The 22400-nt window shown below is 69.3% G+C and carries 21 protein-coding genes; 6 read left to right on the top strand and 15 right to left on the bottom strand.

All coding sequences use genetic code 11. The features are described 5' to 3' along the window. The first annotated feature begins 253 nt into the window (after positions 1 to 253). From OG389_RS20440 to OG389_RS20430, 3 genes are all read left to right on the top strand, one after another. Positions 254 to 1531, top strand: a complete 1278-nt coding sequence (locus OG389_RS20440; protein ID WP_328299910.1) for an ice-binding family protein — start codon at positions 254 to 256, stop codon at positions 1529 to 1531. A gap of 121 nt (positions 1532 to 1652) precedes the next feature. Continuing rightward, positions 1653 to 2384, top strand: coding sequence for a DUF5819 family protein (locus OG389_RS20435; RefSeq protein WP_328299909.1), 732 nt, complete (start codon positions 1653 to 1655; stop codon positions 2382 to 2384). Between the two features lie 55 nt (positions 2385 to 2439). Continuing rightward, on the top strand, positions 2440 to 3444 hold the full coding sequence (locus OG389_RS20430) for an HTTM domain-containing protein (RefSeq protein WP_328303949.1): 1005 nt from the start codon (positions 2440 to 2442) through the stop codon (positions 3442 to 3444). Between the two features lie 60 nt (positions 3445 to 3504). On the opposite strand, the gene OG389_RS20425 is transcribed toward OG389_RS20430, so the two are convergent. Beyond that, on the bottom strand, positions 3505 to 4221 hold the full coding sequence (locus OG389_RS20425) for a TetR/AcrR family transcriptional regulator C-terminal domain-containing protein (RefSeq protein WP_328299908.1): 717 nt from the start codon (positions 4219 to 4221) through the stop codon (positions 3505 to 3507). A 177-nt stretch (positions 4222 to 4398) separates the two neighbouring features. Here OG389_RS20425 and OG389_RS20420 point away from each other — a divergent pair, with 177 nt between their 5' ends. Continuing rightward, positions 4399 to 6018 carry a CocE/NonD family hydrolase gene (locus tag OG389_RS20420; protein ID WP_328303947.1) on the top strand — a complete coding sequence of 540 codons (1620 nt, stop codon included), beginning with the start codon at positions 4399 to 4401 and terminating at the stop codon, positions 6016 to 6018. Here the strand turns inward: OG389_RS20420 and OG389_RS20415 are convergent. After that, positions 5948 to 6850, bottom strand: coding sequence for a methyltransferase domain-containing protein (locus OG389_RS20415; protein WP_328299907.1), 903 nt, complete (start codon positions 6848 to 6850; stop codon positions 5948 to 5950). The genes OG389_RS20420 and OG389_RS20415 overlap by 71 nt on opposite strands. A gap of 70 nt (positions 6851 to 6920) precedes the next feature. Continuing rightward, complete coding sequence (locus tag OG389_RS20410; RefSeq protein WP_328299906.1) at positions 6921 to 8033, bottom strand: hypothetical protein; 1113 nt, start codon at positions 8031 to 8033, stop codon at positions 6921 to 6923. Between the two features lie 457 nt (positions 8034 to 8490). Here OG389_RS20410 and OG389_RS20405 point away from each other — a divergent pair, with 457 nt between their 5' ends. After that, the gene (locus OG389_RS20405) at positions 8491 to 9489 is read left to right on the top strand and encodes a helix-turn-helix transcriptional regulator (protein ID WP_328299905.1); all 999 of its coding nucleotides are present in this window, start codon (positions 8491 to 8493) and stop codon (positions 9487 to 9489) included. On the opposite strand, the gene asnB is transcribed toward OG389_RS20405, so the two are convergent. From asnB to OG389_RS20345, 12 genes are all read right to left on the bottom strand, one after another. Further along, positions 9473 to 11314 (bottom strand): asparagine synthase (glutamine-hydrolyzing), encoded by a 1842-nt coding sequence (gene asnB, locus OG389_RS20400; RefSeq protein ID WP_328299904.1) that lies wholly within the window; start codon positions 11312 to 11314, stop codon positions 9473 to 9475. The genes OG389_RS20405 and asnB overlap by 17 nt on opposite strands. 19 nt (positions 11315 to 11333) lie before the next feature. Next, a complete protein-coding gene (locus OG389_RS20395) occupies positions 11334 to 11597 on the bottom strand; it encodes an acyl carrier protein (RefSeq protein ID WP_443059316.1) in 264 nt (87 codons plus the stop codon). Then, positions 11575 to 12876: an MFS transporter gene (locus OG389_RS20390; protein ID WP_328299902.1), complete on the bottom strand. Its 1302-nt coding sequence runs from the start codon at positions 12874 to 12876 to the stop codon at positions 11575 to 11577. Before OG389_RS20390 ends, OG389_RS20395 begins: the two co-directional genes overlap by 23 nt. Positions 12877 to 12878: 2 nt before the next feature. Further along, positions 12879 to 13844, bottom strand: a complete 966-nt coding sequence (locus OG389_RS20385; protein ID WP_328299901.1) for a Gfo/Idh/MocA family protein — start codon at positions 13842 to 13844, stop codon at positions 12879 to 12881. Continuing rightward, positions 13838 to 14512: an NADPH-dependent F420 reductase gene (locus OG389_RS20380; protein WP_328299900.1), complete on the bottom strand. Its 675-nt coding sequence runs from the start codon at positions 14510 to 14512 to the stop codon at positions 13838 to 13840. Before OG389_RS20380 ends, OG389_RS20385 begins: the two co-directional genes overlap by 7 nt. Continuing rightward, positions 14505 to 14960 carry a luciferase domain-containing protein gene (locus OG389_RS20375; protein ID WP_328299899.1) on the bottom strand — a complete coding sequence of 152 codons (456 nt, stop codon included), beginning with the start codon at positions 14958 to 14960 and terminating at the stop codon, positions 14505 to 14507. Before OG389_RS20375 ends, OG389_RS20380 begins: the two co-directional genes overlap by 8 nt. After that, entirely contained in the window at positions 14960 to 15847 is an 888-nt protein-coding gene (locus OG389_RS20370; RefSeq protein WP_328299898.1) for an aldo/keto reductase, read from the bottom strand. Before OG389_RS20370 ends, OG389_RS20375 begins: the two co-directional genes overlap by 1 nt. After that, positions 15844 to 17007 (bottom strand): cytochrome P450, encoded by a 1164-nt coding sequence (locus OG389_RS20365; RefSeq protein ID WP_328299897.1) that lies wholly within the window; start codon positions 17005 to 17007, stop codon positions 15844 to 15846. The genes OG389_RS20370 and OG389_RS20365 overlap by 4 nt, the downstream gene beginning before the upstream one ends. Continuing rightward, positions 17001 to 17906, bottom strand: a complete 906-nt coding sequence (locus OG389_RS20360) for a hypothetical protein (RefSeq protein ID WP_328299896.1) — start codon at positions 17904 to 17906, stop codon at positions 17001 to 17003. The genes OG389_RS20365 and OG389_RS20360 overlap by 7 nt, the downstream gene beginning before the upstream one ends. 33 nt (positions 17907 to 17939) lie before the next feature. Then, positions 17940 to 19232 carry a serine hydrolase domain-containing protein gene (locus tag OG389_RS20355; RefSeq protein ID WP_328299895.1) on the bottom strand — a complete coding sequence of 431 codons (1293 nt, stop codon included), beginning with the start codon at positions 19230 to 19232 and terminating at the stop codon, positions 17940 to 17942. Between the two features lie 62 nt (positions 19233 to 19294). After that, positions 19295 to 20017 carry a 2OG-Fe(II) oxygenase gene (locus OG389_RS20350; protein ID WP_328299894.1) on the bottom strand — a complete coding sequence of 241 codons (723 nt, stop codon included), beginning with the start codon at positions 20015 to 20017 and terminating at the stop codon, positions 19295 to 19297. Positions 20018 to 20115: 98 nt separating this feature from the next. Further along, positions 20116 to 20241 carry a hypothetical protein gene (locus OG389_RS20345; RefSeq protein WP_328299893.1) on the bottom strand — a complete coding sequence of 42 codons (126 nt, stop codon included), beginning with the start codon at positions 20239 to 20241 and terminating at the stop codon, positions 20116 to 20118. 873 nt (positions 20242 to 21114) lie between these two features. Here OG389_RS20345 and OG389_RS20340 point away from each other — a divergent pair. Then, complete coding sequence (locus OG389_RS20340) at positions 21115 to 22377, top strand: ATP-grasp domain-containing protein (RefSeq protein WP_328299892.1); 1263 nt, start codon at positions 21115 to 21117, stop codon at positions 22375 to 22377. Positions 22378 to 22400 lie beyond the last annotated feature (23 nt).

Below are 22400 nucleotides of genomic sequence, written 5' to 3'. Positions count from 1 at the left end.
CGCCGGCTCGTAAATTCTCGCAGCGGGGGCCACGGAACCACAAGAATGCCGTTTCCCTCACAAGATCCATTGATTCTTTCAATTATTTGTATTATTTCCTGTCGGCGCGAATGGCCGATTCCGAGGAACACCAACCGAATGAATACCCGGCCCGGTGCAGATTTCTGCGTAATATGCCAGCGACAGCGAGACGGTCCTGCGAGACCGTGACCGTCAATTACGCCACCATCCACCCACAGGAGTTGGCCCCTCGATGACGCTGAATATCTCTCGCGCGGCGCTACGGCGCACAACACCCGTATGGATCGCGACGGCTCTTGCCACGGTGGTCGCCTCTGCCGTGGTCGTGGTGACGCCGACCCAGGCGCACGCGATCGCAAGACCCGTACCTCTGGGCACGGCCACCAGCTTTGCGGTGCTGGCCGGATCGGAGATCACCAACACCGGGCCCTCGGTGATCACCGGCGACCTCGGAGTGAGTCCGGGAACAGCCATCACTGGGTTCCCGCCCGGCCTCGTGATCGGTACCCAGCACTCCGGCCCGGTCGACCCGGTGGGCCTCCAGGCCAAGAGCGACCCGGTCGTGGCCTACAACAACGCCGCCGGGCAGTCCTCGGACGCAGTTCTTCCCCCGGACGCGGGGGGCCTGACGCTGGTCCCGGGCGTTTACACCGCCTCCTCCACTCTGGGACTCACCGGCACCCTCACCCTGGACGCACAGAACAACCCCGACGCCGTGTGGGTGTTCCAGGTCGGTTCGGGTCTGACGACGGCATCCTCCAGCAGCGTGTCCCTCATCAACGGCGCCTCGCCCTGCAACGTGTTCTGGCAGATCGGAAGTTCGGCCACCCTCGGCACCGATACCAGCTTCGTCGGCACCATCATGGCCCTGACCTCCATCTCTCTGACCACAGGGGCGGACATCGACGGACGGGCGCTGGCCCGCAACGGCGCGGTGACGATGGACACCAACGTGATCAACCGCGAGACGTGTGCCGCGGACACCCCCGGCGGGACCACGGGCGGTCTGGTCACAGGCGGCCTCATCGCCGGCACCACGGGTGGCACCGCGACCGGTGGTTCCACCACGGGAGGCCTTCTGGGCGGCGTGCTCGGCGGTGCGACGACGGGCGGGGGCGTGCTCGGCGGCGTGCTGGGTGGAGCTACGGGCGGCCTCGTCGCGGGTACCACCACGAGCGGCACCACTGGCGGCACCACGGGCGCCACTACGGGCGGCACTACTGGCGGCACTGCAGGCCCGATCACGGGCGGCACGATCGGTGGCGTGTCAGGGGGCAGCATCCCCAAGCCTCCCGGAAAGCCCGGCCACCACACCCCGGGCATCCCTGGTCACGGCATGCCGGAGATCCCCGGTCACGAGAAGCCCGGTAAGCCCGGTCACGAGAAGCCCGGTAAGCCTGGTCACGGCGGGCACGACGAACACGGCGGACCCGGCGAACACGACGGGAACGACAAGCACGACGGGCACGACGGGCACGAGGGCCACGACGGCCACGACGGACCCGCGTAAGTCTCAAGGCGGGCCGCCTGCCGTGGCAGTCGGCCCGCCTTGCGCGCGTGGGACGGACGGCGCGCGGAAGCCGGAAGGTGCGGAAACATGAGCAGTCGCGACGGGAAGGCCGGGTGGGGCCGTGCTGGACGGTGCCAAGTCAGTCGACGTGAAGGACGCGGAGCCCTCCGATCCCGGGCCGGTCGCCGAGGGCCGAGGCGGCGGGCCGCATCCTGAAGGGGGCGAGCCCGGGCCGCGCGGCCCGCTGAACGCGGTATCCGCGGCCGCCGTCGTCCTGTGTCTGGCAACGGCGCTGGTCCATGTCGTCCTGGTCTTCCTGCACGTGGCACCGCCGAACCCGGTCTCGCAGCTGTACAGCCGGCCGATCAACGCTTGGGTCTATCCCCTGTTCGAGCAGAACTGGCGGCTGTTCGCCCCGGACCCGGAGTCGGTCAACCGCCAGATCTCCGCGAGGACCTGGCGAACGGCACCCGACGGGACCGAGGAGCTGAGCGGCTGGTTCGACCTGAGCGCCTTGGACGGCTCCGCCATCAAGCACAACCCCTTCCCGAGCCACACGTCACAGAACACGCTGCGTCGGGCCTGGAGTTCCTACCTCGAAGCGTTCGGAGGTGACGACGAGCCGCGTTCGGAGCGGGCCGTGATGATGCGGACGTACCTGCGCAACATCGCGGCGGATCGCGTCGCCGCCCACCGGGGCGGCTCCTTCGACTCCATCCAACTGCGGGTGGTCACTCTCCCCATCGCCGCGCCGAACACAACAGGCGGTGTCCACCCGGTCGCGACCGGCGCCGCACCTCTCGAGACCCGATACCTGCCCTGGTGGAAGGTGGCCCCCCATGGAACAGACTGAGTCGGTACCGACAGCCTCGCCCACCCGCCCCGCGGGGCAGGGCGTCCTCGACCTCATGGGCACGTTCCTCGCCCTGCTGATCGAACGGCCCGTCTCCCTGTACGCCGCCGCGGTCCTGCGCATCGGGTACGGGCTGCTCTATCTCGTCTTCCTGCTGCGCGAGTTCCCGCACCGCGATGAGATCTGGGGTCCGGGGTCACCGTGGACACCCGCGCTGGCAAGGCAGCTCTTCGACGAGACCGGGTGGGCCAGCATCCTCACCCTGTCTGACAGCCGGACGTACTTCGAGGCCTGCTACGCGGCCGCCCTCGTCACGTCCGCACTCTTCATGCTGGGCTGGCGGACCAGGGCCGTGTCCGTCCTGTTCGCGGTCGTCGTGGCGTCGTTCCACGCCCGGGCGATCTTCATGACCGACGGGGGCGACAACCTCATCCTCCTCATGTCCGTCTACCTCGCTTTCACCGCGTGCGGTCGACGCTGGTCCCTGGACGCGCGAAGGCAGACGGACCCGGCGGCGACCGGGACCCGGCCCCGGTTCCACGATGTCCGCCGGCCCGCGGTGACCGTGCTGCACAACTGCGCCATGTCCGTCATCGCCGTCCAGGTCTGCTTCCTCTACGGGTCCGCGGGCCTGTACAAGGTGCAGGGTGGCTCCTGGGGCAGCGGGACTGCCCTCCACTATGTTCTGAACCTCGAACTCTTCCGGCCGTGGCCCGCGCTGTCCCTCATCCTGGACGAGCACGCGCTCGTGATCGCCGTCGCCGGCTACCTGACCGTGCTGCTGCAGGTCGCCTTCCCCTTCGTCCTGTTCGGCAGGCTCAAGTACCCGGTCCTCACCATGCTGTTGGGACTGCACGCGGGAATCGCCGTCTTCCTGGGACTGCCGCTCTTCTCGGGCGTGATGATCGTCGCGGACGCCGTGTTCCTTCCGGACCGCTTCTACCGGTCCGCGGCGCGCCTGTGGCCGCGAGCTGTCCGGCCACCAGGCTTCGGGAAGACGCGGGCTCCGGCCCGCCGAGAATCCGCGCTCGTGCCGACTCAGCCCGGTCCGACCGGCTGACGGAAGTCTCAACGGCCCCGGGGCTACGGAGGGGGGCTGTCTGGCCCCCCGGTTCGCGGATCAGTCGGCGTCGAGGCCGTCGATCAGGCGGTTGAGGAACCGGGCGAAGGTGGCCCCGGGCGTGAGGGGGCGTCCGGGGGCCGAGAGGACTTCGGCGAGTTCGGGGTGGTGACCGTCCCCGGCGACAGCGGCGAGGTAGCGGGCTTCGGCCGCGGCGCGGTCGGGGGACTGCGAGGCCTCGGCCTGCGCGATCTCGTGGGCGACGTGTCCGGCCACGAATCCGGTGAGCTGGGCGAAGATCTCCAGCTTTGCCACACCGTCCAGTCCGGTGGGCCGCAGAGCGGCGAGCGCACGTTCCAGGAAGGCCAGGGTGTTGGGGCCGGGGGTGCGGCGGGTGACCAGGGCGGCGGGCAGCCAGGGGTGTCGCAGCATGTGGGTGCGCTGGAGGTGGGCGATGGCCTTCAGCTCGGCGCGCCAGTCGGTGGTGGGTGTGTGCGTGGTGGGCAGTTCGCCGCACACGTGGTCGATCATCAGCTCCAGCAGCGTCTCCTTGTCCGGGGCGTAGCTGTAGAGCGACATGGTGCCGGCACCGACCCGTGCGGCGACCTTCCGGATGGTGACCGCTTCGATCCCCTCCGCGTCCGCCAGGGCGACGGCTGCCGCCGTGATCGCCTCTCGGCTGTAGGCGGGCTTGCGGCCCCTACGGGGCTGTGCGGAGCTCAGCCAGAGCCGCTCGGGGTCGATGCCCGTGACCTCGGCTCCTCCTTCACCGGGCATGGTCCGTGCTCCCTTCCTCGATTCGGGTGCCCCTTGCGCATCTCATCCAAGCATCCTCTATTCTCGTACAGTGTACGGATAGCGAGGAGGGGAACGATGACATCACGCACGCACGGTCCTGCGACGAGGTCGACCTGGGCGCCGCCTACCGGTAGGCCGCCACTGTCGTCACGGATGATGAGGGCGACCTGGCGCGGCCTCCCGGCCAAGCGGTACGACGTCGGGTGGGAGCCGGGGCTGGTGGTGCCGGCCGCCGACGGCAGCCCGCTGATCACGGACCACTACTTCCCGCGCGCCGAGGGCGACTTCCCCACCCTCCTGGTGCGCTCGCCGTACGGCAGGGGCCTGCCGTGGTCCCCCATGTACGGAGTGCTCTTCGCCGAACAGGGCTTCCACGTGGTGCTGCAGAGCTGCCGCGGCACCGGCGGTTCCGGCGGCGAGTTCGACCTGTGGCGCAACGAGGCCGCCGACGGCCAGGCCACGGTGTCCTGGCTGCGCGAGCAGAGCTGGTTCGACGGCACACTGGGGACCGTCGGCCCCAGCTATCTGGGATACGTGCAGTGGGCCCTCGCCGCTGACCCGCCACCGGAGCTGAAGGCGATGGTGGTGCAGGTGGGGCTGCACGATCCGCACGCCCTGTTCCACGCGGACGGCGCGTTCCGGTTGGAGAACGCCCTAGCCGTCGGCGTCGGCATGACCTACCAGCACCAAGGCATGGTGCCGTTCCTCAAGGCGACGCTGCGCCTGCAGCGCCGTCTGCGCGGTGCCACCACCGCGCGGCCACTGCGCGGAGCGCAGGCGACCGCTCTCGGCGGCGAGGTGCCCTGGCTGGACGACGTGATGTCCCACCCGGATGCCGAGGACGCGTACTGGCGCGGCGCTTCGCTGGCGGCGGTGGCGGAGCGGCTGAGCGTTCCGACCGGTTTGATCACCGGGTGGCACGACGTACTGGGCGACCAGACCTTCGAGCAGTACCGCCGGCTGCGTGCGGCCGGATGCGAGGCCGCCCTGCTCGTGGGCCCGTGGACCCACACGTCCGCACTGCAGCAGGGGTGGCCCGAGGTGTTCGGTGAGAGCCTCGCCTGGCTGCGCGCGCACCTCTGCGCCGATCCCTCGGGCTTGCGTCCCACCAGGGTGCGCGTGCACGTCGGCGGCGAAGACACCTGGCGGGACATCGACGACTGGCCGTCGGCCACGGCCGGCAGCCCGTGGTTTCCCACCGCGCAGGGGCACCTCACCCTGCAGGCCCCCACGGAATCCGCACCACTGACGTCGTTCCCCTACGACCCGGGCGACCCCACCCCCTCGCTGGGCGGCCCACTGCTCTCCCGTACCGCCGGCCCTCGCGACAACAGCACTCTGGAGGCTCGGGAGGACGTACTGACGTTCACCGGCCCGCCACTGACCGAGCCCGTGGAAATCCTCGGCCCGGTCTCCGCGCGGCTGAGCATTTCCACGGACACCGGCCACGCCGACGTCTTCACCCGCCTGTGCGACGTGGACGAAGAGGGCCGCTCCGTCAACATCTGCGACGGGCTGGGCCGGGTTCGGACAACCGAACAGGCGCCCTCACACATCACCGTGCCGATGAGTTCCGCAGCCCACCGCTTCGCCGTCGGTCACCGCATACGCTGGCAGATCAGCGGAGGCGCCCATCCGCGCTACGCGCGCAGTCCCGGCACCGGGGAGTCGGCGGTGGACGCCACCACCTTCGCACCGGTGCGCATCACGCTCCACGCGGACTCGACGCTGGTGCTTCCGACCCGAAATCAGCGGTGCGATCCCAGCGGCACGTGAAGCGTCGGTCGGAGCTGCGGTAGCCGATCGTGACCGCGGAGGCATGGGGCGGGCGGACGATGTACGAATGGCCCCAGTGCGTGAACGCCGCGGTGCGGTGGCTGCTGAGGGTCACGGCCGGGGACAGGGGCGCCTCGAAGTAGAGGTGCACGGCATTGGCCGGGGAGTCGGCGAAGGACAGCGTCTGGCTGAAGTCGGCCTCGGGTGTGGTGCCCAGGTCGTATTCGACGAGCGGCCGGGCAGGTCCGGCCGAGGTCGCGTCGGTCAGCTTCGCGGTGATGATCTGGCTGCCCAGAGCGTGCTCCGCCTGCGGCACCACGGTGGCGAACGACATCCCGCCCGGCTGTTCCCGGGTGAACGCTCCGATGACGCTCGCGCGCAGAGCGTCTGCCTCCGGCGAGAGGACCGGCTCCGCCAGTACGCGCAGCCGTGACGGGATGAAGGCCCGTATGCCGGGATAGCGCTGCCGCAGGGCGTGGGTCAGGCCCACGATGTTCTCCTCGGGTCCGAGGGATCCGATCGTTTCCGAGACGACGACGTCGGGGGGCGTGCCGATGTCGACCTGGACCGCATTGCCCTGGACGACCTCGACGCGGTCCAGGTCCGAGGCCCGCAGGGCCTGCCTCGCGAAGGAAGCGGTGTCCTCGAGGTACTCGACCGCGACGACCGTTCCCGCGGTCAGCTGCGAGGCCATGGCCGCGAGGATGCCCGTACCCGTTCCGGCATCGAGGACCCGGTCCCCGTCTGCGATCACCTCCGCCATGGCCTCGTGGAACGCGGTCAGCCGCGTGGCGTCGGCGAGCATGCGTGCGTGGTGGTGAGCCTCGAACATCAGACGTCTTTCTTGGTTGGTTGTTCAGTGGGGGCGCTGCGGTCCCGACCGGAGCTGACCGGGGGCGCCGTCAGCGGAAGGAGGACAGCCTCTCCTTGACGGCGGGAACCGTGGGGTCGATCGAGTGCGAGTACGCGTACGCGTCCTGGGCGCGTCTGCGGTCCCCGCGGCTCTCGTGGATCCAGCCGAGGTGGAACGCGGCCGCGGCCACCGGATGCCCGCCCAGGGGGAGCATCTCCTCGTACGCGTGGAGCGACTCGTCCAGCCGGCCCGCGGCCAGCAGCGCGTAGCCGTGGGCGGCCCAGGCGTGTGCGTCGTACGGAGCGATGCCCGGCATGCGGGACGTGGCGGCGACAGCGCCCTCGGCGTCGTCCTTGCTCCGGCACGCACGCCCTTGGGACGCGAGGAGGGCGAGCACCTCTTCGTCCCACGCCAGTCGCTGCAGGCTGCCGTGCGGTCGCACGCCCATCGCGCCCAATGCGGCCCGGTCCAGATAGGCGGACGCGGCTTCGGGGTCCCCTCTCAGGACGGCGGCGTCGGCGAGCGACTGAAGGACCCTGCGCTCGACCCACCGGTGCTCCGAATCCACGTCGATCAGTCGCGTCAGCGCTTGTTCGGTCAGGCGGACGGCCTCGTGCAAGGCCCCGGATCCGGCCTCACGGCTCGCTTCGAGCGGCATCGCGAAGCCCGCCAGCGTCAGGCGGGTCAGTACTGACAGGCGGGGATCGGCCACCGCTCGAAGGGCCTGCGTCACCACGAGAGCGGGCCTGGGATGCAACTGCAGGGTGACGGTCACCCGGGCGAGCGCGTGCTCCGGCCGAACGTCCCGGGGGAAGGCCGGCATGCCCGCCAGTACGTCGGTGATTCCGAGCAGCCGCGCCGCCTGCTCGGGGTAGCCCAGCCGCAGCATCAAAGTGCCGGCCGTATCGCGTTCCAGTGGTGTCAAATCCTCGGAATGCTTGCAGAGTTCGCTGATCCGCCACCACAGTCCGGTCGCCAGATCCGTCGGAAGATGGTCGACCTCCGACCCCACCGCGTCCGCGCGGCCCCAACTGGCCGCGGTAAGGACGCGCAGCCGACGGGGCGGTATCTCGCTGAAGGCGGGAAGCGCCTCGACATCGCGCCGTGCCAAATGCTCGGCAATGGCGTGGGTCGCGATCGCGTGCTTCGGTGAACAGGGCACGGGGAGCGCCAGCCCCACATACACGGGGCAGACGGCCGGCACATCCGCCGCGAGGAGCGATTCCAGGCGCCGCGTGAGGTCACCAGGGCTTTGCGGCGGTTCGTACGGTGGCGGCAGGTGTCGCATGCTTTTCCGGTTCATTGGGCCCACACCCGGCCCGGGCCCCCCAGCGGAGTGATTAATCCCACCCGGGATCCGGAGCATTGGCGGGACGGGGGGCACTGGCAGACGCGTGAGTTTCGGTGCCCGCCGAATTGGGATCGGCAGGGCCGGTAGTTGCGAGGACCGTAACGAGCGCAATGAGCGCGATTGCCAGCCCGGTAGCCTTGTGAAGAAGCTTCATCATTTCCCCCTCATTCGCGGGTGCCTTACCCGCGATGGATGAGAGCTTCTCCCGACAGCTTCAGCCGTACAAGAGTTGAAGGTGCTCATGAAGTGACATTGCAGGAGGCTGAACATGAACGAAGCGTGCGAATCGGGCAATGAGTGTGATCTCAGCGGCGCGCTCTGCGAGCGGGGCGTCGAGTACTACATGGACGCCGTCCGCACCGGGCACGCCGATCAGCTTTCCGCGCCCGCCTGCCTCCTGCGGCTGCAGCTCCTCCAGCCCGCCCCCGGCGCCGAGCAGTCACTGACGCCCATCCGCCCGTCCTACGCCCTCGCCATGCTCGTACGCCCCATCGAGGAGGAGATCCAACAGCGCCAGGCGGTCACCCAGGGACTGCAGCGGGCCCTGGACCCGATCGAGGCCCTCTACAACGCCCAGCAGCGCCCCACCTCGGACCTGGTGATGCTCGAGGGCCTCCCGGCCATCAACGCCGCCATCGACGATGCCACCCAGAGGTGCACCGCCGAGCTCCTGACGGCCCAGCCCGGCGGCGGCCGCTCCTCGGCGGTCCTGTCCGAGGCCCTGCAGCGGAGCCGGGACCTGCTCGGCCGCGGTGTTCGGCTGCGGACGCTATACCAGCACACCGTGCGCTACAACCCTGCGACCATGGACTACATCCAGCAGATCACCGACGCCGGCTCATCGGCGCAGGTCCGGACCCTGGACGAGCTCTTCGAGCGGATGATCATCTTCGACCGTGAAGTGGCGTTCATCCCGGCCCGCAGCGACCGGCAGAGCGCTCTCGAAGTCCGCAACCGGGCGCTCATCGCGTTTCTCGTGGACGTCTACGAGCGCGCCTGGCAGCGCGGGACCCCCCTCACTTCCAGCAGCCGGAGCCGGGAGGAGCCCAGCGTGATCCCGGGCATCCGCCGGACCATCTGCCAGCTCCTGATCTCCGGTTACGTCGACGAGGCCATCGCCCGGCGCCTGGGCATGAGCGTGCGGACCTGCCGTTCGCACATCGCGAAGATCGCCGAGCAGCTGGGATCCACCAACCGGGCGCAGCTCGGCTATCTGCTGGCCACCTCGGACCTCCTCGGAGACTCCGGCGTCACAGATCCAGAGTGATGTCGTAGGAGCCGAGCCACCTGTTCAGCCAGATCGCCATCTCAAGACTGCCCCGGTCGTAGGACCGGCTGGTCGCACCCTGCGGCCGGTCCAGGACCGCCCGCACCTTCTCCACGTCGAGCAGGGACCGCACCGGGGCGTTGCCGTCGCGGAGGATCTCGGCCATCTCGGTGCGCAGACCGCTCTCGTACGCCGGATCCTGAGTGGTCGGGTACGGAGTCTTGACGCGTTCCAGAATGGACGCGGGCAGCAGATCGGCCGTGGCGGCGCGGAGCAGGCTCTTCTCCCGGCCGTCGAACGCCTTCATCGCCCAGGGGGTGTTGAACACGTAGTCGACCAGCCGGTGGTCGCAGAAGGGGACCCTGACCTCCAGGCCGACCGCCATGCTCATTCGGTCCTTGCGGTCCAGCAGGGTCTGGACGAAGCGCGTGAGGTTGAGGTAGCTCATCTCCCTCATCCGGCGTTCGTCCGGGGCCTCTCCCGGCAGTACGGGCACTTCGCTGAGGGCCTCGTGATAGCGGGCCTGGCGGTGTCCGGGAATGTCGAGCTTCTCCACCAGCCCCCGGTCGAGCAGTTGAAGCCCGCCGAAATAGCGGGCCGAACCCGAAGTGAGCCACGGGAAGGTGTCCGCGCGTACGGCCCCCGGATTGTGGAACCACCGGTATCCGCCGAAGAGTTCGTCCGCCGATTCTCCCGACAGGGCCACGGTGGTGTGCTGCTTCACCGCTTTGAACAACAGGTAGAGCGACGGCCACATGTCACCCCAGTACGCCGGCGGCAGGTCCGTGGCCCGCAGGACGGCCGCGCGTACGGCGGGGCTGAGCAGCTCGCCGCTGTCCAGGATGATTTCGGTGTGGTCGGCATCGACGTGCCGGGCCAGCTCACGTGCGTAGGGGGCATCGGCCGCGCCGCGCACCGCATCGGGCTGGAACCCGGCGGCGGCTTCGGCGAAGTCGACGGAGAAGGACCTCAGCCGCCCCGATCCCAGCGTCTGGGCGGCCAGAGCCGTGATGGCGGACGAGTCCAGGCCTCCGGAGAGCAGGGAGGACAGGGGGACATCGGCCACCATCTGGCGCTGGACCGTGTCTTCCAGGAGCTCCCGGACCGTCCGGATCGTCGTACCGAGGTCGTCGGTGTGCTCGCGGGCCTCCAGCGCCCAGTAGCGGTGCTTGGCCAGCCCCTTCCGGCTCACCCGCACGAGATGCCCGGGCCGGACCTCGTACATGCCCGAATAGACGGCCGCTTCCGGCGTCTTCACCATGTCGAGGACTTCGCGCAATCCATCGGAGTTCACGCGGGCGGACACCGTCGGGTGGGCCAGTATCGCTTTCGGTTCGGACCCGAAGAGCACACCGTCCGGGGTGGGGAAGTAATAGAGGGGCTTTACGCCCATACGGTCGCGTACGAGGGTCAGCTCCTCGTTCCGGCCGTCCCAGATCGCCAGCGCGAACATCCCGTTCAGGCGTTCGGCGAATGAAGGGCCCCATTGGAGATAGGCGCGGAGCACCACTTCGGTGTCGCTGCGCGTGCGGAACCTGTGGCCGTGGCCGACCAGCTCGGTACGGAGCTCGGAGAAGTTGTAGACCTCTCCGCAGAACGTGAGCGTCACGCGCTCACGGCCGGCGTGCTCGTCCGTCATCGGCTGCCGACCGCCGTCGAGGTCGATAATGGCGAGCCGGCGGTGTCCCAGCGCTACGTGGGGAGCCGTCCACATCCCCTCCGCGTCCGGGCCGCGGCAGGCCAGCGTATCGGTCATGTTCCGGATCTCTTCGTGCCGCTCCGACACATCGCGTCCGAAGTCCACCCACCCGGCGATTCCGCACATTTCCCTGCCCCCCTCTCTCTTACGCCTTGTTCGGAAGAGCTTCGTTGACCACCTTCACCAGGGTCCCTGGGGTCGCGGCCGTGTACACGATGTCGAACGAGAGCTCGACTCCGAATTCGTTCTCGATGCGCGTCAGTGTGTTGAACAGCGACAGCGAGTCGTACCCCAGGCTGTCGAAGCCCTCGTCCGCTATGTCGGCGCCCAGCTCGATTTCGGTCCAGACGTCTTGGTCGGCGCATTCCCGCAGGATGCGGACCAGGTCATCGAGAGTGAATTCCTTCACTTTCATCCTCCTTGATCGAATCGGAGTCGGAAGTCTCTTCCGGATCTGCTGCCTCTTTTTTCACCTGGGCGAGGCGCTTGTTGTTCAGCACGGGCAGGACCGCGACGGCAGTGAGCGCCATGGCGGTACCACCGACGTAGAAGGCGGCCGGGATTCCGAAGAACTTCGCCACCAGGCCGCCCGCTAGCCCTCCGACGGTGAAAGCACCCACGGCGACGGACCGGTACGCCGCGGTGACGCGGCCCATCAGTTCGTTCGGCACGATCTGCTGTCGGAGGGTGACGACCTGGATGGTCTGGATCAGGACGACGAAGCCGTCCAGCGCCATGAAGGCGACGGTGGCCGCCGGGCTGATCGCCAGTCCCATGCCGATGGTGGATGCGGCCGACAGCAGGTTCGTCACCAGGATCAGCGTGCCCAGCGGCATCCACTCGCCGACCTTGCCGGCCACGAGGCCGCCGATGACCGCGCCGATGGCACCGGCCGCGAGCAGTACGCCGTACCAGCTCGAGGTGACACCCAGCACGTCCGTGGCGAGGAGTACGAGGATGCCGTAGGTGGCGGCGCTGACGGCGTTGCCCATCGCTGCGACGACGCTCAGCGACCGCAGCGTCGGCGACGCCCAGTACCACCGCGCGCCGACGGCGATGTCCGCGGCGATGGCCTTGACCGTCAGGGGCTCCGCGGACGGCTCCCGCCGGTGCCGGGTGGCCGAGGGGATCAGCGCCAGCAGGCCGACGGCGGCCAGATATCCGCCGGCTCCGAGCACGAACGGGGCCGCGGCCGCGGAGGCGAAGAGGAATCCGCCCATCGGCGGTCCGACGAACTCGTTGCAGACGACGAACGTGGTCTGCAGCCGTCCGTTGGCCCGGCCCAGGTCGTCCGGGGCCACCAGGGTCGGAAGCCACGCGGACGACGAACTGTCGTAGAGCGTCTCGGCCGTCCCGATGGCGAAGAAGACCGCGTAGAGCAGCGGCATGGAGACGGCGTCGCCGAGCACCGCCAGCGCGAGGGTCATGAACGCGGCGACGCGGATCCAGTTCGCCGCCTGCGCGACGCGCTTTCGGTCCAGCCGGTCCGCGAGGGCTCCGGATATGAAGGCCAGGACCAGCCACGGGGCCCTCTGCGCCACGGTGATGCCGGCGATCAGCGCCGGGTCGTGGGTCACGGTGGCCGCGAGCAGGGGCGCCGCGGCGAGGCTTATTCCGTCTGAGAGATTCGATGTCGCGGTGGCTGCCCACAGTTTCCGGAAGGGCCGTCTGCTGGGTGTGGGGTCCATGGTCAGTTCTCCTTCGATGAGGCTTCGCGAGCCACGGCTTCGGACAGTGCGGCGACGGCACGGGACTCGGCGAGCGGCATCGTCCAGCCGGGTTCGCCGCCCACCACACGATTGAACTCGTCCACCATCAGGCGGTAGGAGTTGACGTCGCAGTACTCCGTCACCGTCTCCCGGCCGGATGCGTCGCGGTGCACCAGGTGAACGGTGTCCCGGGCCACCGCGGAGAACGGCCAGTCGGGCAGCGAGAGCCGCCCCCCGGTTCCGCGCAGGTCGAGGACCTCACGCGGCCGTTCCGCCGTGAACGACACGTGGATCTCGGCCGTCGCGCCGTTGTCCCATGCCAGTGATGCCGCGGTGCTCGTGTCGATGCCGGTCGGGCCGGTGGTCATGGCACTCGATACGATCCGGGGCGCCTGCCAGCCGTTCACGGCCAGTACCGCGCTCAGAACGTAGCCGCCCAGGTCGTAGAGTGCGCCGCCGCCCCGCGCCGGGTCCCACCGGTAGTTGCCGTAGTCCGCCCGGTGCACGGCGAAAGTCGCCTCGATGTGCGCTCCGTGGCCGAAGGACCCGGCTATCCGTTCCGCCGCACGCATCCGTGGGTGCCACCGGTACCACATGGCCTCCGAGACGGTGCGGCCCGCCCGGGCGGCGGCTTCCGCGATCAGGTCCACCTGCGCGGGCGACAGCGCGAGCGGCTTTTCGCACAGCACGTGCTTGCCCGCCTCGAGCGCCTTGACGCACCAGGCCAGGTGGCTCTCGTTGCTCAGGCTGATGTACACGACGTCCACGGCGTCGTCCGCCAGCACGTCCGCGTAGTCGGTGGTCGCCTTCTGGGGGGAGAGGAGCTCGGCCCGCCGCAGTTCCCTGGCGGCCGCGATCCGCAGGGTACCCAGCCGGGACTGGTGCACAGCCGGTGCCATGGCGGCCCGGGCCGCACGGCCGGCCCCGATGAATCCCCAGTTCAGCATGGGAAGTCCACCCCGCTGTCGGGCCGGAGCAGGGCTCCCGTGAGGCGGCGGGAAGCAGCGGCGGCCGGGTTGCGACGACGGATCTCCTCGCGCAGGAGCGCCATCCCTTCCAGGACACCGCAGTGGGCCAGTACGCCGGCGTCGAGCGATGCGAGACCGAGGTGACGGGACAGTCGCAGCACGGTCTGCTTCGCCCGCTCGTCGTCCCCCGCCACCAGATTGAGCGCCCCCGTGCCGTCGTGGGCGAGGTCCTCGGTGGTGCAGGTGCTGAAGGCCTTGACCAGACGCGCGTACGGGATCCGCCGGGCGATTTCGACCGCTCCGCTGGTGTCGGGAGGCAGGACGATGCCGTCGCCCTCCTCGGTCAGCGGGTTCGTGGCGTCCACGACGATCCGGCCCTCGGCGAACCCGGGGAACCTCTCCGCCAGGTTCAGCGCGGCGGCGAAGGGAAGCGCGAGCACCACGATGTCCGCTCCGTCGAGCGCTTCGAGCGTCGGCCGCACGGCCCGCCGGTCCAGCAGGGGGCCCGGGCGGCCGGCCGTCCCGGCATCGGCACGGCGGGTCGCGACCCGGGTGCTGACCCCGCGGTCCATCAGTCGCAGGGCGAGAGCCGTGCCGAAACGGCCGGCGCCCAGCACGCACACGGAACCGTAGGTGTCGTCAGTCATGGGATCCCCCCAGAGTGCGGGAAGCGAAAGCGTGCGCGCTCTTCAGGACGTCGAAGCAGACATCGGACTCTTCGCCGTCCCTCGGTGCGAACAGCAGGACGGTTCCCCGGGGGAGGCCGTCACCGGCGAGCGGGTGGTACTCGCCCCACCCCGCCTCGACGACCGAGGCCGCCTCGGCCACCGGCAGGCTGACGTGCCAGGAGCCGTCGTACGAAGGGTGGGCGTGCGCGAACTCGAGCGGCCGGCCGTGTTCCCCCGCCTCCGTGAGGTGAAGGCCGACGGCGCCCGGTACGGACACCCTGGTGGCGGACACCTCGACGCCGGCGAGCTCCTCGCACCGGTGCAGGAGCCGTCGCTGTACGTAGTACGCGGAGTTGTGGGTGAGCTGCTGGTGCGGCACGGTCGCACTGGTGGCGGGCCGCGGGCCCGGGCGTTCGGGCAGTCGCATCACAGCTGCTCCGCATCGGTCGATGCCGGTCGGGAGGCGCGACCGGCCAGGCCGAGGTGGTCGGCGACGGCGTCGACATTGGCCTGCACGTGGCGCGTCGAGCCCGATCCGGGAATCGGCACCACGTGGTCACCGAGGTCGAGCAGCACACCGAGCGCCACCTGGGCGGCGGGAACGCCCTTGCGTTCGGCCGCTCGCACCATCCTCGGCTCGGTCAGCAAGGCACCTTCGGCGAAAGGCTGGTAGGCCATGACGGTGATGCCCCGGTCCTTGCAGTACGCGACCAGGCGCAGGTCGTCCGGTGTGATGCGCAGGGCGTGCAGATGGTTCTGCACGCTGGCGATCGGCCCTTCGCGCTCGGCAAGCCGAAGCTGCTCGAGCGTCACGTTGCACAGTCCGATATGACGGGCCAGGCCGCGGCGCCGTATCTCCTGCAGGGCACCGACCTGAGCCTCCAGAGGAATCCTGGTGGAGGGGTGATGCAGCTGCAGCACATCGACTGCTTCGAGCTTCAGCCTGCGCAGACTGCCCTCGGCGGCCCGGGCCAGGCCATCCGGCTGTGCGTCAACGGCCCAGCCGGCCGACGCGTCACGCACCACACCCACCTTGGTGGCCACGAGCGGCCGGGAGTCACGGCGGCTCAGCGCCTCTCCGATGATGCGCTCGGACCAGTAGGGGCCGTAGCAGTCGGCGGTGTCGATGACGGCCACCCCGCTGTCACAAGCGAGGTGGACGACCCTGCGGCTCTCGTTCTCGTCGCGCGGCGGGCCGAAGGAATCGGGGCCGGCCAAGCGGTTGCCGCCGAGCCCCAGCCGCAGGGGTCCCCACGACAGGGCCGGTTCCACCGCGGACGGGTTCCCGGCGGTGACTTCGTTCGGTGCATTCATGACGCGAGGACCTCCAGTCGGTCAAGGCCCCTGCCCAGGAAGCGGCCGGACCAGCGCAGCGGCTGCTCCGTGTGGAGGGACAGCAGGGGGAGACGGTCGAGGACCGCGCGCAGCATCGCTTCCAGCTCGACCCGCGCCAGTGACGCGCCCACGCAGTAGTGCGGGCCCTGGGAGAAGCTGAGGTGGGGATTGGAGGCGCGGTCCAGGCGGTACGCGTCCGGATCGTCGAAGACCCGCGGATCCCGGTTGCACAGCCCCAGCAGTACGGCGACCTGGGCCTCGGCCGGTATGACCGTGTCTCCCACGACGGTGTCCTCGGTCGTCCTGCGCATCACCACGTGCGCCGGGCTGTGCAGCCGCAGGAGCTCCTCGATCGCCGGCGCGACCAGTGCCTCGTCGGCTACCAGCCGCTCGAACCGATCACGACGCCACAGCAGCGACAGGAGCATGTTCCCGAAGAAGTTCGCGCTCGTCTCGAAGCCCGCGACCACCAGCAGGATGCAGGTGGCGAGGAGTTCGTCGTCGTCGATGCCCGCGGCAGCGGCCCGCTCGGCCATGATCGGCAACAGCCCCGATCCCCCGGGGGCCCTGCGGTGGGCGGACAGCTGTTCCTGGAAGAAGGCCAGGATCTCATCGGCGCTTCGGTTGAACTGCTCGTCGCTGGTGTGCCGGGACAGGGAGACGGCCCACTGACCGAGGAAGGCGCCCTCGACCGGGGACACGCCCAACAGACGGCAGATGGCATCCGACGCGACCGGGTAGGCCACCGTCGCCATGATGTCGGTCTGCCGGCCCCCGGCCGAGGCGACCTCGTCGAGCCGGTCCAGGCGCTCCCCGGTCGCCTTTCGGATACCGGCCTTCAGCTCCGCCAGGCGGGCGGGTGTGAAGCAGTCGCTGACCATGCGCCGCAGCCGCATGTGCTGCTGGGCGTCCTTGAACATGAAGAAGCGCGAGGAGACCTGCTCCCAGATGCCGCGGCCGGGCTTCCTGGTCATGCTGCTCACGGTGCGGTCCCTCAGGAGCTGTACTGCCTCTGGATGGCCGAGGACCAACCAGACTCCTTCTCCGGTCTGCTGGACGACCTTGCTCCGGTCGATCTTGCTGGAGAAGCGCGCCGCGACCTCGTCCTGGGGGTCCTGTCCTACGTGATCGATCACCATGTGGAGGTCATCTCCTCTCCTGTGCGGGTGGCGGCGGCGTGCGGGCCGCGATCCGGGGCGAGCCGGGTGACGAGCTGCTCCGGGCGATCGGCCATGAGACTCGATGCCGCGGCGTACACGAACTGGTATCCGACCGTGCTGCTGTACGTGTCCCGGAGGTAGAGCATGTCCACCGTGCCCGGAGGCGGCTCGCAGAGGCCCAGCTCAGCGGCCTCCGTCAAGAAGTAGAAGTGGTTCAGCCAGGCTTCGGTGTGGCAGTACGAGGCCCAGAGCCGCCGCCTCTCGCCGGCGTCCGGGAGCGCGGCGAGGTACCTGTCGAACCCCACCCGCCCGAGGGCCAGCGCTGCGGCCTCGGATTCGACGTAGTGCACGATGCCCTCGGTCGGACCCGGCCCGGGATCGGCTTCGTAGAGGAAGTGCCCCAGCTCGTGGAGGAGCACCGCGAGGGACGACGTGGTGCCGTCGTCGGTGGCCAGGATGCGAAATCCGGTGGCCGTCTTGGCGGTCCGGCCGGCCGGTCCGCCGCCCGGTGGGCTGCTGACCGTGGCCAGTGCTTCCTCGTCCGGGAGCGAGAGCTCCTTCAGCACGACCCGCGCCGCCTCGACCGCGCTGCTCCGCAGGGGAATGCTCCGCAGCCAGGAATGTTCGATCAGCGGCACGGCCTGGCCGGCGTACCTCTGCAGCAGAGGGGGGGCCAGCCTTTCCATGGCGGCACGACTCCGCTCGATCTGGGCGCCGTAGAGCTCCCGCAGGTCATCGGAGAGCGGGTGCAGCCCCACCGCACGACGGCGTTCCGCCCAGAGGTCCGCGAGCTGTCCGGGGTTTCTCCTCAGCGCCCGGGCGGCCTCGACGTAGCTGGTCTGGAAGAGGTCCCAGCCGCCCTGGATTCTGGTCAGCACAAGGAGTTCTGGCACCGAAGTTACCGACCTTTCTCAGGATCCGGAGGCCGAGGAGCGGCTGAGCCTGTACAGACGGGAGCCGTCGCTGAATCGCATCCGGTCTCCGTCGATCACACATCTGGGGTACTGCTCTCCGGGCACCGCGTACACATGGGCGGCCGTCCTGCGCAGCTCGAGCTCGAACCCGCTCCGGGTGCGCACCGTGGCGACGTCCGCCGCGACCTCGGCTCCGAGGCAGTCGCCGGCATAGGTCCCGGTGTCCTCGCTGCGGCTGTCCGGCGACGTCGCACTCTCCGCCGGAAGCACACTCCCCGCGGGTGCTGTCGGGGTGCCCACCGATGTCGTGGCGAGCGCCTGCTTGACCACCGTGCGCAGCTCCGGCGGAGTGACCGCGGCCGTTGCCACGGCGACGATGTGTACGTCCTCCTGGGGGTAGCTCGCGAATTCTGTGGTGAATCCGGCGCTGGCCCCTTGGTGGTGGTAGTACGTCCGTCCTTCTTTGTCCTCGTCGACCAGGGTGGACATCGCCATCTTCGGATGGAGACGGCGGGAGAGCAGGTCTCCACGGATCCGGCTGCTCACCGTTCCGTTGCCGCCATCACCCCGCAGGTGGGCCGCGATGTCGACGAGCAGCGTCATGAGGTCCCCCGGACGCGCCCAGAGACCGCTGGCGCATGTCTCGGGGTAGTGGAGGGAGCCGTGCGGAACGGGTATCGCCGGATTGATGAAACCCTTTGCCAGGAAAGGGTTCACCGGTCCGTCGAGCGAATCGGACAGTACGGCCGCACCGGGGGAGATTCCGCGGATCGCGTCCGGGAGGAGTCCAGCGAGGTCGCGTCCCTGCCCGAGCTCTTCCTGAAGAAGCGCGAAGGCGCCGCTGCAGTAGGCGACACGGCCCGTCGGTATCCCGGTGAAGGCGAGCGCCGGAGACCGCCCTTTACCGGCGATGATCTCGGCCACGGTCGGAACCGTCTCATCGCGCGCGTATCCGGGAACACTGCGTACGTTGAGGCCCGTCACGTGATGGAGGACCTGGCGGGGTGTGAGGGAGACCCTCTGACCCAGATATCGGGGAATCAGATGGTCGACGAACCGCATCGGCTCGTCGAGACTCAGATCGCCCTGCCCGTCGAGGACGAGACATGCTGCCGCGGTGACGAACTTCGAGATCGAACCCAGCTGGTAGTACTGCTCCGCCGGTGACACGCCGGCATGTCCCGGTCCCCATTCGACCAAGGTTTCGCGTCCCTTGTCGACGAGCAGCACCACGATGTTTCCGCTGGTACCTGCCTCCACGATCGCCTGGTCGAGCGCGTCCTGAATCATCGCTTGCGGTGTCACTGAATCACGAATCCGAGCTGGGAGTTGGGACGAAGCAAGGGAGCTCCTCAGGAGGGACCCGCGTCCGATACGAAGAAGCCGACGACAGCCGTCCTGGGCTGGTCTCCCGCGTTGGGCGTCACCGGCGCGACCCGGTGGTGCACCTGGGAGGTGAGCAGGACCAGACGGTTGGGGCGGGCGGAGACGAAGATGCCGTGCCCGATGTCGTTCCTGTACTGCTCGGCACGTACGTCGAGCATGAAGTCGGGCCCCAGGTCACCGTTGACCTCCCGGGGCCGGCCATCGGATTCCCCGGTCCCGTCACGGCCACCCGCTCCGTCCTCGGCGAGGACGAACAGCTCTCCGCCCCACGAGGAACCCCATCGCGGATGCCCGTAGAAGACGTAGGCACCCAGCAGGCTCTCGGCGTCGTTGTGCCAGTTCAGACCGGCCCCCACCCCGGACAGCACCGTGCGGCCCGTGACGGTGGACCCCTTGCCGGTGATCCCCCGCGGGTAACTGTCCTGGAGCGCTTCGTCCGGCCGGGCGATGCGTTCGACGAGCTCTCCCACCCGGCTCATCCCCGGAGGAGTGGAGTCCACCCGACCCCGGGTGGCCAGCTCGCTCTGCAGGACCGGGGCCGATGACAGCCCGTACGCCTTGACCCATTCCTTGGAATGCATGGGGCGATAGGACAGGAACTGCAGTGAGGTCGCCAGCGATGCGAATTCGGCCTCGCCGAGAAAGTCATCCACCACGGTGAGATGCGGAGTTCTAATGGTGATCTTCATGGGAGATGTCTTTCTGCGAATCCGTCGCGATGTCACGCTTCAGAGGCGGGGCGGGCCGGCGGCCCGATGGGCGCGCCGACCCGCCCCTCGTCCCTGTGTTAGACCAGGTCGAGGACGTCCGCGGGGACAACGGCCAGGTTGCGCGGCCAGGCCAGCATCTCGATGTCCTCGAGCACCGACTTCTCCTCGACGATCTCGATGTTCTTCGTGTCCTGAACGTCCATGATTATTCCTTTCACAGGGGGAGCCGACCGGCTCCCCTATCCATACGAATCAGCAAGAACGAGTCGGAGTTGACCGGAGGTTTCCCTCAGTCGATCCGAAGCGTCTGTCTGCTCGCTGAAACAAGAATTGCCCAGGGAGCGGCGGCACGGCAATGAAGGCAATGGACCATGAAGTGGCATTGCAGGATCCTGAAGGGAGCCGGTCCCGACGCACTGAACGACCCCGACCCGGATGTGGCGACCGTGCGCAAGCGGGGCCGCGAAGGCCGCGCCGGGGCGACCACCGACACGAGGCTCGCCGGCCGGACACCTGGGTCCACCAGCAATCGGACGGCCCCTACGGCGTCCCCCACGTCAACTGGCTTGGCCCTGCTCGGTGCCGGGGACGGGCCGAGCGCGCCGCCAGTTGCGGCAGCCGGCGCCCCATTCACGCGCTTCGTTCAGGTGCAGCCTCCTGCAATGTCACATCATGAGCACCTTCAACTCTTGTACGGATGAAGCTGTCGAGAGAAGCTCACTGCGTCGCGATCCTTTTGGGGTGTTCCAAAAGGAGATTGCGCACGGTTTCGCATCCAATTCCGTGGCGTCACGTACCGCAGCGGGCCAATCGGTACCGATGTCGAATCACAAAGGAATCACGCCTTCGGGCGCCGCGAATTCCCCATGCACCCACCCAGTGCGCGGGGCAGTTCACCGGCAGGGGTGCGACGGGGCGTTCTGACCGGGTGCGGCAGCGGGCCCCGTCGCCGGACCTCAAGAGTGCGATGCCGCCGCCTTCCCCTGCGAGGGGAGGCCCGGCGATCCCGAGCGCGGCGCACCACACCTCGGACCCGGCGTACGACGACGCGGGGCAGAAGACAGATCGGAACTTCGATGACCACGTCCGCACCCGTCCTCGCCGTGGTGGACCCCTACGGGCCCGGGGCGCTCATCGCCCCCGCGTTCCGTGAACACGGCTGGTCCTGCGTCGCCGTCACCACGGCCGACCAGCCGCCCGGCCCGGTGGCCCACACCTGGCGGCCCCAGGATTTCGACCACCAGGTCAGGTACACCGGCGACGTCGCCGAACTCGGTCGACGGCTGCGGCGGCTGCGCGCCGTCGGGGTGGTGACGGGCCTGGAGACCGGGAGCGAACTCACCGACGCGCTGTGCGCGAGCCACTTTCCCGAGTACGCCAACTCCGCGGCCCTGTCCGCGTCCCGCCGGGACAAGGCGGTCACTCAGCACGTCCTCGCCCGGGCCGGCCTGGCCTCCCTGCGTCAGGTCCACACGCCGGTCTTCGCCGAGGTGGAGCGGTGGCTGCGGGACAACGGGCTTGCCGACGCCCCCTGGGTGATCGTGAAACCGGCGCGCAGCGCGGGCACCGACGCCGTCCGCAGGGTGCGCCCGGGCGATCAACTGCGTACGGCCTTCGAGGCGATGGCCGGTCGGCGCAATGCGCTGGGCGATGTCGAGCAGGCCGTCCTCGTCCAGGAGTGCGCCCAGGGAACGGAGTACAGCGTCGACACCTTCTCGGTCGGCGGTGTCCACGAGATCTGCGGCGTCACCCGCTACACCAAGCGCTCCTGCGGCTCCATTGTCGGCATCTACGACTCGGTCGAGTTCGTCGCGCCGGACGACCCGGCGTGCCGGCAGCTCCTGCCGTACGCGCGCGGGGTGCTGGATGCCCTCGGTGTCCGGTTCGGCCCCATGCACGCGGAGATCATGCTGCGTCCGGAGGGGCCCGTGCTCATCGAGCTGAACCCCCGGCTCGCCGGCGGACAGATGGGTTACCTGTCCGGCCTGGCCACCGGCCGCAGCCAACTCGACCGCCTCGTCGACTTCTTCAACGGCCGCCACCGGGACACGTCGGGCTACCGCCTGCTGCAGCACGTGATGTCGGTCTTCGTGACGGCCCCTCGGTCGGGAGTCATCCGCAACCCGGATTCGCTGAGCGGCCTCGCGGACCTGCCCACGGCGGTGCGCTCGACCGTCGCCGTGCCGCCGGACGGCCTGGTCCGGATGACCTCGGACGTGTTCTCGGTGCTCGGCCGGGTCGTGCTCGCCGACCGTGACCACGACCGTATGGAGCTCGATCGCCGGCGCATCAAGCGCATCGAGCGCGATCTGCGCATCGATCGCATCGAAGCCCTGTGACCGTCGGCGCCACCAGAACGGGA

This window comes from Streptomyces sp. NBC_00435 (genome assembly GCF_036014235.1).
Lineage (GTDB): Bacteria > Actinomycetota > Actinomycetes > Streptomycetales > Streptomycetaceae > Streptomyces.
The sequence above is the reverse complement of the archived record's forward strand: the minus strand, read 5'-3'. Positions and strand labels throughout refer to the sequence as shown.

Coding starts and splice junctions, on each gene's coding strand:
- OG389_RS20370 (WP_328299898.1), bottom strand. CDS start 15,847: ATGAATGCACCGAACGAAGTCACCGCCGGGAACCCGTCCGCGGTGGAA.
- OG389_RS20345 (WP_328299893.1), bottom strand. CDS start 20,241: ATGGACGTTCAGGACACGAAGAACATCGAGATCGTCGAGGAGAAGTCG.
- OG389_RS20365 (WP_328299897.1), bottom strand. CDS start 17,007: ATGGTGATCGATCACGTAGGACAGGACCCCCAGGACGAGGTCGCGGCG.
- OG389_RS20385 (WP_328299901.1), bottom strand. CDS start 13,844: ATGCTGAACTGGGGATTCATCGGGGCCGGCCGTGCGGCCCGGGCCGCC.
- OG389_RS20440 (WP_328299910.1), top strand. CDS start 254: ATGACGCTGAATATCTCTCGCGCGGCGCTACGGCGCACAACACCCGTA.
- OG389_RS20355 (WP_328299895.1), bottom strand. CDS start 19,232: ATGATTCAGGACGCGCTCGACCAGGCGATCGTGGAGGCAGGTACCAGC.
- OG389_RS20375 (WP_328299899.1), bottom strand. CDS start 14,960: ATGCGACTGCCCGAACGCCCGGGCCCGCGGCCCGCCACCAGTGCGACC.
- OG389_RS20390 (WP_328299902.1), bottom strand. CDS start 12,876: ATGGACCCCACACCCAGCAGACGGCCCTTCCGGAAACTGTGGGCAGCC.
- OG389_RS20405 (WP_328299905.1), top strand. CDS start 8,491: ATGAACGAAGCGTGCGAATCGGGCAATGAGTGTGATCTCAGCGGCGCG.
- asnB (WP_328299904.1), bottom strand. CDS start 11,314: ATGTGCGGAATCGCCGGGTGGGTGGACTTCGGACGCGATGTGTCGGAG.
- OG389_RS20350 (WP_328299894.1), bottom strand. CDS start 20,017: ATGAAGATCACCATTAGAACTCCGCATCTCACCGTGGTGGATGACTTT.
- OG389_RS20430 (WP_328303949.1), top strand. CDS start 2,440: ATGGGCACGTTCCTCGCCCTGCTGATCGAACGGCCCGTCTCCCTGTAC.
- OG389_RS20415 (WP_328299907.1), bottom strand. CDS start 6,850: ATGTTCGAGGCTCACCACCACGCACGCATGCTCGCCGACGCCACGCGG.
- OG389_RS20380 (WP_328299900.1), bottom strand. CDS start 14,512: ATGACTGACGACACCTACGGTTCCGTGTGCGTGCTGGGCGCCGGCCGT.
- OG389_RS20420 (WP_328303947.1), top strand. CDS start 4,399: ATGAGGGCGACCTGGCGCGGCCTCCCGGCCAAGCGGTACGACGTCGGG.
- OG389_RS20340 (WP_328299892.1), top strand. CDS start 21,115: ATGACCACGTCCGCACCCGTCCTCGCCGTGGTGGACCCCTACGGGCCC.
- OG389_RS20425 (WP_328299908.1), bottom strand. CDS start 4,221: ATGCCCGGTGAAGGAGGAGCCGAGGTCACGGGCATCGACCCCGAGCGG.